The sequence below is a fragment of the Paraburkholderia sp. A1RI_3L genome (assembly GCF_048957895.1).
In the GTDB taxonomy this organism is placed as follows: Bacteria; Pseudomonadota; Gammaproteobacteria; order Burkholderiales; family Burkholderiaceae; genus Paraburkholderia; species Paraburkholderia kururiensis.
In genome coordinates this window covers 1-7390 of record NZ_JARCHA010000035.1, presented here as the reverse complement: position 1 = coordinate 7390, position 7390 = coordinate 1, and the positions used below count along the sequence as shown (strand labels likewise).

The following is a 7390-nucleotide window of genomic DNA, read 5'->3' as shown; positions in this document are numbered from 1 at the left end:
GCGCGGCGGGGGTGGAGATCGAACATCTCACGGTGCGCTTCGGCTCGCGCACGGTGCTGGACGACCTGTCGCTCACCATCGAGCGCGGCGAACTGCTGACCGTGTTGGGCCGCAGCGGCTGCGGCAAGACGACGTTGTTGCGCTTCATCGCGGGCTTCATCGAAGCGGACGGCCTGACGGGCACGCTCACGGTGGCGGGTCGCGATCTGACGCACGTGCCGCCGCATCGTCGCAATCTGGGGCTGCTGTTTCAGAGCTACGCGCTGTTTCCGCATCTCTCGGTGTTCGAAAACGTCGCGTTCGGCTTGCGGGCGCGGCGCATTGCGTCGAAGGAAATTGCGCGGCGCGTGGCCGATGCGCTCAAGCTCGTGCAGCTCGGCGATGCGGGTCACGTGATGCCCGCGCAGCTCTCGGGCGGCATGCAGCAGCGCGTGGCGCTCGCGCGTGCGCTCGTGATCGAGCCCGACGTGCTGCTGCTCGACGAGCCGCTCTCGGCACTCGATGCGAACCTGCGCGCCTCGGTGCGCTCCGAACTCAAGGCGCTGCACGAGCGCCTGCCGAATCTCACGATCGTCTGCGTGACGCACGACCAGGACGACGCGCTCGTGCTGTCCGACCGCACGCTACTCATGCGCGATGGCCGCATCGCGCAGCTCGGCACGCCGCAGGCGCTCTACGACACGCCCAACGACGCTTACGTCGCGCGCTACCTGGGGCCGGCCAATCTGCTGCCGCCGCACGTGGCTTTTGCATTGGGCGACGCGCGTTACGTCGAGCGCGACCGTCTTGCGTGCCTGCGTCCCGAGAGCCTGCGCATCGTGCCGCTTGGCGAAGGGCAGTTGCACGGCACGATTGCGTCCGTCGAATGGTATGGGCCGGTGCTTTCGGTTTCCGTCACGCTGGACGCGTGGCCGGCCGAACCGGTGCTCGTGACGGCCCAGCGCGGCGTGGGCATGACACCGGAACGCGGCGCGCGCGTGTCACTGCGTTACGAGGCAGACGATGTCGTCCTTGTTCAATCCTGAAGCGGGTGCCGCGGGTTCGGCCGACGTGGCCAACGCGGCCGACGCCGCCAGCAACCGTCGGGCCGCGATGGCTGCCTCGCATGCAGCGGCGGTGCGGCGCCGCGAGCGGCTGGCGCAAGGGCATCTGCTGTTGCTGGCCGTGATCGTGCTGGGGCCGCTCGTGATCTATCCGCTCGTGCGGCTCGTGCTGCTGAGTCTCACGGGGCCGCACGGCCTGAGCCTGCACGCCTATGCCGCGTTCTTCCAGAATCCGGAGTCGCGCGGGGTGGTGGGCACGACGTTATGGGTGCTGTTCGCGAGCGCGAGCATCGCCTCGGTGCTGGGGGTGGCGCTCGCGGCCATCCTGTTCTTCAAGCCGTTCCCGGGCGCGCGGCTCGTGACGCGCTTCCTGGAACTCTTTGTGGCGTTCCCATCGTTTCTCGTCGCCTTCACGCTGATCTTTTTGTATGGCTCGCAGGGCTCCGTGAGCATCGGGCTGCAACGGCTGCTGCATCTGGATTCCGCGTCGTTCGATTTCCTGTTCGGCATTGGCGGCGTGATTCTGGCGGAGGTCGTGTTCTATTCGCCGTTCGTGGTGCGTCCGACGCTGGCGTCGTTCGCGCTGCTCGACATGCGGCTCGTCGAGGCGGCTCGCAGTCTCGGCGCGAACGGCTGGATGGTGGCCGCGCGCGTGGTGCTGCCGCTCGCGTGGCCCGGCATCGCGGCCGGCACCATTCTCTGCTTCCTGCTCACGCTCAACGAGTTCGGCATTCTGCTCGTGCTGGGCAGCGCGCATCTCGTGACGCTGCCGGTCGCCATCTACAGTTCCGCCACCGTGGATCTCGACCTGCCGATGGCCGCCGCCGGCGCGGTCGTGATGCTCGCGATGTCGCTGTCGCTCTACGCGCTGTACCGGCGCGTGAACCGACGCAAGCTGGGAGGAGCAGGCGATGGAAAGTGAGCGCATGAGCCGCGTGGACTCCGCCTTGCCGACCCCGGGGCCGGCCTCGTTGGCGCCCGCCGCGCTGCCGCCGCTGCACGGACGCGCGCGCGCCGTGCAGCGCAGCCTGCCCGCGCGCATCGCGGGCGGCGCGCTGCTGGCGCTCGCCGGGCTGCTGTGCTTCTGGCTTTTCGTGCTGCCCGTGATCGTGGTCGCGCTCTCGAGCGTTGCCGCGCACTGGTCCGGCACGATCCTCCCCGACGGCTTCAGTACGCGCTGGTTCGAGCGTCTTTCGTCGAGCGATTTCGATGCGCTGATGACGAGCCTCGAGATTGGCTTCGGTGTATCGGTGCTGGGTACGGCGCTCGGGCTGTGGCTTGCGCTGGCGCTCGAAGGCCGCGACCGGCGCGGTCTGGGCGCGGTGCTCGACACCGTCGCCATGATGCCCAACGGCGTGCCGAGCGTCGTGCTCGGGCTCGCGGTGCTGATCGCGTATCACAAGGCGCCGGTCGATCTGTCGAGTTCGGCGGCGATCGTCGTGCTCGTTCAGCTCGCGCTGGTGCTGCCGTTTTGTTATCGCTGCGCGGCGGCCGCGCTGCGGCCGGAACTCACCGTGCTGAGGGAGGCGGCGGCAAGCCTCGGTGCGCCGCCTTCGATGGTGCTGCGCCGCGTGGTGCTGCCGCAGCTGGTGCCGGCTATCCGCGCGAGTCTCGCGCTCGGTTTCGCGCTTTCGCTGGGCGAACTGGGCGCGACGCTCACGGTTTATCCGCCGGGATTCGCGACGGTGCCGATCGTCGTGGTGGGCCAGGTGGAGCGCGGCTACTACCTGCCGGCGTCGGCGCTCTCGCTGATTCTTTTGTTGGCCTCGCTCGCGGCGTTGTTGCTGATTGCCGCGCGCGCGCCGCGTCGCCGCATGGATTGATGCTGGTGTGTGTTTTTTCTCCACCGGCGCCGAGGCGGCTGCCGTGCCTGGGTCGCACGTGCGAAGGTGGCAAAATGTGTCGAAATGACTGAAAATATGCAATCCGATTCCGTCGACGTCATCGAGGTGGTGCGCAGGCATTCGCTCACGGCGCTCGTGCGCGACGAAATCGAGCGGCACATCGTGGAGAAGGCGCTCGCGCCGGGCGAGAAGCTCACCGAAGCGGACTGGGCGGCGCGCCTTGGCGTATCGCGTGGCCCGGTGCGCGAAGCCTTCCGGGCGCTGGAGCAGGCGGGGCTCGTGCGCACTGAGAAGAATCGCGGCGTGTTCGTGCGCACCGTCTCGCTTGGCGAGGCCGACGAGATTTACGCCGTGCGCGTCGTGCTCGAAGAGGCGGCGTGCCGGATGTTGGCGGACCGCGTCGATGCCGCGCAGGTCGAGCGCCTGCGCCGTTGCGTCGAGACGATGCGCGAGGCGCTCGATGCGCACGATCACGACGCCTATGCGCGCGCCAATGTGGCGTTTCACGATGCCATCGTTGCGGGCGCGGGCAACGCGAAGCTGTATGAAACGTATCGGCGTCTCGTGGGCGAGCTGAGTCTGTTTCGCCGCGCAGCGCTCGCTGCGCGGGCCGATGCGATGGAACAGTCGCTCGCCGAACATCGCGAGATCTTGACAGCGCTCGCCTCGCGCGATGCCGAACGTGCCGCGGCGTTGATGCGCGCGCATGTCGAGGGCGGGCGGCGCCGGGCGCATGAGGCGTGCGAGGGGCCGGTGCGGAACGCGTGCGTCGCGGGCCGCGGTGGAATCGATCGAATGTGATAGCCCCGGGGCCAGAGCCTGGCGGGTGAAGTGGATTGCGAGCGGGGGAAACGAGCGTGCAAGGAAATTCGAACGTGCAGGACACATCTGCGCGCAGCATCGGCCGCGACGTCACGGTGAATGGCCGCGTCTATCGCGTCGGGCAACTGGCGTCGAAGCCGGTGGTGGTGGTCTGCGTCGACGGCTGCGAGTACGACTATCTGGAAGCGGCAGTCGCGGCCGGCGTGGCGCCGTTCATCGGCCGCATGCTGCGAGAGGGGACGGCGGCGAAGGGCGACTGTGTGATTCCGTCGTTCACGAACCCCAACAACCTTTCGATCGTGTGCGGGGTGCCGCCGTCGGTGCACGGCATCTGCGGCAACTACTTTTGGGATCCGCAGGCGAATGGCGGCAAGGGCGCCGAGGTGATGATGAATGATCCGGCCTATCTGCGTGCCGGGACGATTCTCGCGGCAGCGGCCCGCGCGGGCGCGCGCGTAGCTGTCGTGACGGCGAAGGACAAACTGCGGCGGCTCCTCGGCTGGCAGCTCGAAGGCATCTGCTTCTCGGCGGAGAAAGCCGACGCGGCCACGCGGGAAGAAAACGGCATCGAGCACGTGCTGGAATTCGTCGGCCGGCCCGTGCCTGACGTGTACAGCGCCGAGCTTTCCGAGTTCGTGTTCGCGGCGGGTGTGCGGCTCGCGCAGAGCGGGCAGGCCGACCTCATGTATCTCTCGACCACCGACTACGTGCAGCACAAGTGCGCGCCGGGCAGCGACGGCGCGAACGCGTTCTACGCGATGATGGATGGCTATCTCGCGACGCTCGATGCGCTCGGGTGGACCATCGGCCTCACCGCGGATCACGGCATGAACGCGAAGCATGATCCAGCGAGCGGCGAGCCGAACGTGATCTATCTGCAGGACGTGCTCGATGCGTGGCTCGGCGCGCGCGCATCGCGCGTGATCCTGCCGATCACCGACCCGTATGTGGTGCATCACGGTGCGCTGGGGTCGTTTGCGACGGTGTATCTGCCGGCGCAGGCGAATGCGGCCGACGTGATGGCACGCATGCGTTCGATCGATGGCATCGAGCTCGTGCTCGACAACGCCGCGGCATGCGAGCGCTTCGAGTTGCCGCGCGATCGTGTCGGCGACGTCGTTGTCATTAGCCGGCGGGACGTCGTGCTCGGCACACGGCGCGAAGAGCACGACCTCTCGGGTCTCACGGTGCCGCTGCGCTCGCACGGCGGCCTCTCCGAACAGACCGTGCCGCTCGTGTTCAACCGGCGCATCGATGGCATCGAGCGCCTTTACGGCGGCCGGCGGCTGCGCAACTTCGATGTCTTCGACCTGGCGCTGAATCACGTGGAGGTGTCGTGAACAAGATGGCGAACGAGGTGCGGCGCGATCATCCGGCTCATCCGGCTCATCCGACGTTTCGCGCCGAGACGCTGCGGCTCGCCGGCGCGCGCGTGGCGCGCGAACGCACGCTCGACGTGTTCGATCCGTACAGCGGGATGCGCGTCGGCACGGTGCCGCTTGCGAGCGTCGACGACGTGCGGGCTGCCTTCGACTACGCAGGCGCGTATCAGGCAAAGCTGACGCGCTATGAGCGCTCGCAGATTCTGGAACGTGCGGGCATGCTGCTGCGCGAGCGCGCCGAGGAAGCGTCGGATCTGATCTCGCTCGAATCGGGTCTCTCGAAGCAGGACTCGCGTTACGAGACAGGACGCGTGGCCGACGTGCTGAAGTTCGCCTCCATCGAGGCGCTGCGCGACGACGGCCAGAGCTTCTCGTGCGACCTCACCCCGCACGGCAAGCCGCGCCGCGTGTTCACGCAGCGCGAGCCGCTCGCGGGCGTCATTGTCGCGATCACGCCGTTCAACCATCCGATGAACCAGGTCGCGCACAAGGTGGCGCCCGCGGTCGCGACGAACAATCGCGTGCTGCTGAAGCCTTCGGAAAAGGTGCCGCTCTCGGCGCTGTGGTTTGCCGATCTGCTCTACGAAGCGGGGTTGCCTCACCCGATGCTGCAGGTGCTGACCGGCGATCCACGCGAGATCGCCGACGAACTGATCACGCATCCGCTCGCGGAACTGGTGACATTCACGGGCGGCGTGGCGATCGGCAAGTACATCGCGTCGAAGGCGGGCTACCGGCGCACGGTGCTGGAACTGGGCGGCAACGATCCGCTGATCGTGCTCGACGACGCCGACCTCGAACGGGCGGCGACGCTGGCCGTGCAGGGCTCGTATAAGAACTCGGGGCAGCGCTGCACGGCTGTGAAGCGAATGCTCGTACAGCGCAACGTGGCCGAGCGTTTCACCGAGCTTGTGGTCGAGAAGACGCGCGAATGGACGTACGGCGATCCGTTCGATCCAGCCAGCCAGATGGGCACCGTGATCGACGAAGCGGCGGCGAAGTGCTTCGAGGTACGCGTCGACGAAGCCGTGGCACAGGGTGCGCGACTGCTCACCGGCAACCGGCGAGAGGGCGCGCTCTATGCGCCGACGGTGCTCGATCGTGTCGATCCGAGCATGACGCTCGTGCGCGAGGAGACGTTCGGGCCCGTGTCGCCTGTTATTACGTTCGACACCATCGACGACGCCATTCGGCTCAGCAACGGGACGGCGTTTGGGTTGTCCGCGGGCGTGTGTACGAACCGGCAGGACGCGATCGTGCGGTTCATCAACGAACTGCGCGTGGGCACCGTGAACGTGTGGGAGGTGCCGGGGTACCGCATCGAACTCACGCCGTTCGGCGGCATCAAGGACTCGGGGCTCGGATACAAGGAAGGCGTGCAGGAAGCGATGAAGAGCTTCACGAATCTGAAGACGTTTTCGTTACCTTGGGAGTAGGAAGACGTGGCATTGAATGTTGACGACGTCCGTACGCTGTTCGAGCAGTACGGGAGCATGTCCTATAGCGGTGAACCGGTGAGCCAGCTCGAACATGCATTACAGAGCGGTGCGCTGGCGGAGCAGGAAGGCGCAAGCGAGGAACTGATCGCCGCGGCGTTCCTGCACGATCTCGGGCATCTGCTGAACCAGCAGGGCGAGACACCGACGGCGCGCGGCATCGACGACGTGCATCAGTACTTCGTGCTGCCGTTCCTGCGGCCGGTGCTGCCCGATAGCGTGCTGGAGCCCATTCGGCTGCATGTGGATGCGAAGCGGTATCTGTGTGCGAGCGATCGGACGTACTTCGATCGCCTGTCGGCCGATTCCAGGCGGAGCCTGCAATTGCAGGGCGGCGTGTTCGACGAAGAGGGCGTCGAAGCGTTTTTGCGCAAGCCGTTCGCTCAGGACGCGGTGCGGCTGCGCCACTGGGACGATCTGGCGAAGGAGCAGAACAGGGTCACGCCGGATATCGAACACTTCCTTGAGATAGTGCGGCGCGTGATGGGCCGGCACGGAGATGTAGTTGCGCAGTGAACGTTAGATCTTTTTGCGCAACCAGCTTCGGATGATGCCCGATTGCTTCGATTGCGGTACGAGCGCCGCGTTCTTGAGGCTTCTTTTAGTTCGTCGGCAAGAGCCTAAAAAACTGCTTGCCACGGGCGCGGGAGGTGACTAGAATCTCGCTCTTTCGCGCTCCGGGAAACGGGGCGCGGGGAGACGGGAAGGCCCGCGTGGCGGGGCGTTCCGGGCGATGGTGGTGAAGTTGGCGGGTTGGGAAGTGGTAAAAAACTGGTAAAAAACCTGTTGACGGCTGACCCGGA

General features: G+C 66.8%; 7 protein-coding genes. All 7 read left to right on the top strand.

What is annotated here, in order from left to right; genetic code table 11:
* Positions 1–11: 11 nt before the first annotated feature.
* Entirely contained in the window at positions 12–1025 is a 1014-nt protein-coding gene (gene phnT, locus PXJ20_RS32505; RefSeq protein ID WP_421057485.1) for a 2-aminoethylphosphonate ABC transport system ATP-binding subunit PhnT, read from the top strand.
* A complete protein-coding gene (gene phnU, locus PXJ20_RS32500) occupies positions 1003–1965 on the top strand; it encodes a 2-aminoethylphosphonate ABC transporter permease subunit (protein ID WP_421032510.1) in 963 nt (320 codons plus the stop codon). The genes phnT and phnU overlap by 23 nt, the downstream gene beginning before the upstream one ends.
* Complete coding sequence (phnV, locus tag PXJ20_RS32495; protein WP_420873257.1) at positions 1955–2866, top strand: 2-aminoethylphosphonate ABC transport system, membrane component PhnV; 912 nt, start codon at positions 1955–1957, stop codon at positions 2864–2866. The genes phnU and phnV overlap by 11 nt, the downstream gene beginning before the upstream one ends.
* Positions 2867–2950: 84 nt before the next feature.
* Entirely contained in the window at positions 2951–3688 is a 738-nt protein-coding gene (locus PXJ20_RS32490) for a phosphonate utilization associated transcriptional regulator (RefSeq protein ID WP_421032509.1), read from the top strand.
* Positions 3689–3762: 74 nt separating this feature from the next.
* Entirely contained in the window at positions 3763–5049 is a 1287-nt protein-coding gene (gene phnA / locus PXJ20_RS32485) for a phosphonoacetate hydrolase (RefSeq protein ID WP_421032508.1), read from the top strand.
* Positions 5050–5054: 5 nt separating this feature from the next.
* On the top strand, positions 5055–6527 hold the full coding sequence (phnY, locus tag PXJ20_RS32480) for a phosphonoacetaldehyde dehydrogenase (RefSeq protein WP_421032681.1): 1473 nt from the start codon (positions 5055–5057) through the stop codon (positions 6525–6527).
* A gap of 6 nt (positions 6528–6533) precedes the next feature.
* On the top strand, positions 6534–7103 hold the full coding sequence (locus PXJ20_RS32475; RefSeq protein ID WP_421032507.1) for a phosphonate degradation HD-domain oxygenase: 570 nt from the start codon (positions 6534–6536) through the stop codon (positions 7101–7103).
* The last annotated feature ends 287 nt before the right edge of the window (positions 7104–7390 follow it).